Here is a 1,399-nt window from a genome sequence, read left to right as displayed (position 1 = left end):
GGCAGGCTTCACCCTCTATACGTCGTTTTACAACTTAGCAGAGAGCTGTGTTTTTGATAAACAGTTGCCCCCCCTATTTTCTGTGGCCTATTAAAAATAGGCGCCCCTTCTCGCGAACTTACGGGGTTATTTTGCAGAGTTCCTTAACATTGGTTTTCTCGCTCGCCTTAGAATACTCATCTTGGGAACGTGTGTTCGTTCTCGGTACAGGTTGATAAAAAATTAACACTAGAAGCTTTTCTTGGAAACATGAAATCATTCAATTCGTTACTCGACCGAAGTCTTCACTATGCATCACAACTCAAGATTATGCTATACGGATTTGCCTATATAACTCTCTTGTTGCTTACCCCACAATCCAGTAAGTGGTAGAACTATCCTTTTTCGTCACTCCATCATTCTTTTACCAAGTACAGGAATATTAACCTGTTGTCCATCGACTATGCATTTCTGCCTCATCTTAGGCCCTGACTAACCCTGGGTGGACGAACCTTGCCCAGGAAACCTTTCCCAATAGGCGTCGAAGATTCTCACTTCGAATCGTTACTCATGCCGGCATTCTCACTTTTAATCTCTCCACCAGTCCTCACGGTCTGACTTCAACGAAATTAAAACGCTCTCCTAACGCACATAATGTGCCCGTAGCTTCGGTATTGTGTTTGAGTCCCGTTACATTATTGGCGCAAGATCTCTTGACTAGTGAGCAATTACGCACTCTTTAAAAGGTGGCTGCTTCTAAGCCAACTTCCTAGTTGTTTATGAAATCTCACAACCTTTCTCACTTAACACAATTTTGGGACCTTAGCTGACGATCTGGGTTGTTTCCCTCGCGAGCGTGGACGTTATCACCCACGTTCCGACTGCATAGCTTAATTTTAATGGTATTCGGAGTTTGATTATAGTCAGTACAGCTAGATGCCGCCATTCCACATTCAGTGCTCTACCCCCATTAAACAATACTATACGCTAGCCCTAAAGCTATTTCGAAGAGAACCAGCTATCTCCAGGTTCGATTGGAATTTCACCGCTATCCACAAGTCATCCGGGCACTTTTTAGCGTACTACGGTTCGGTCCTCCACTTAGTTTTACCTAAGCTTCAACCTGCTCATGGATAGATCACCTGGTTTCGGGTATATGCCAATATACTAAAGTCGCCCTATTCAGACTCGGTTTCCCTACGGCTCCGCTTTTTTCTGCTTAACCTTGCATATTAACATAACTCGCCGGCCCATACTGCAAGATGTACGCCATCACACTTTAACGTGCTCTGACTACTTGTAAGTAAATGGTTTCAGAATCTATTTCACTCCCCTCTCGGGGTTCTTTTCACCTTTCCCTCACGGTACTAGTTCACTATCGGTGTCTGATTAGTATTTAGCCTTACCGGGTGGTCCCGGC

The 1,399-nt window shown here is 44.4% G+C and carries 1 rRNA gene; it reads right to left on the bottom strand.

What is annotated here, in order from left to right:
* Nucleotides 1–1,399 (bottom strand): 23S ribosomal RNA (locus tag ACFPTQ_RS16035); the annotation flags it as partial.

Source organism: Flavobacterium sp. GCM10022190, assembly GCF_042656445.1.
Classification (GTDB): Bacteria; Bacteroidota; Bacteroidia; order Flavobacteriales; family Flavobacteriaceae; genus Flavobacterium; species Flavobacterium nitratireducens.
The sequence above is the reverse complement of the archived record's forward strand: the minus strand, read 5'-3'. Positions and strand labels throughout refer to the sequence as shown.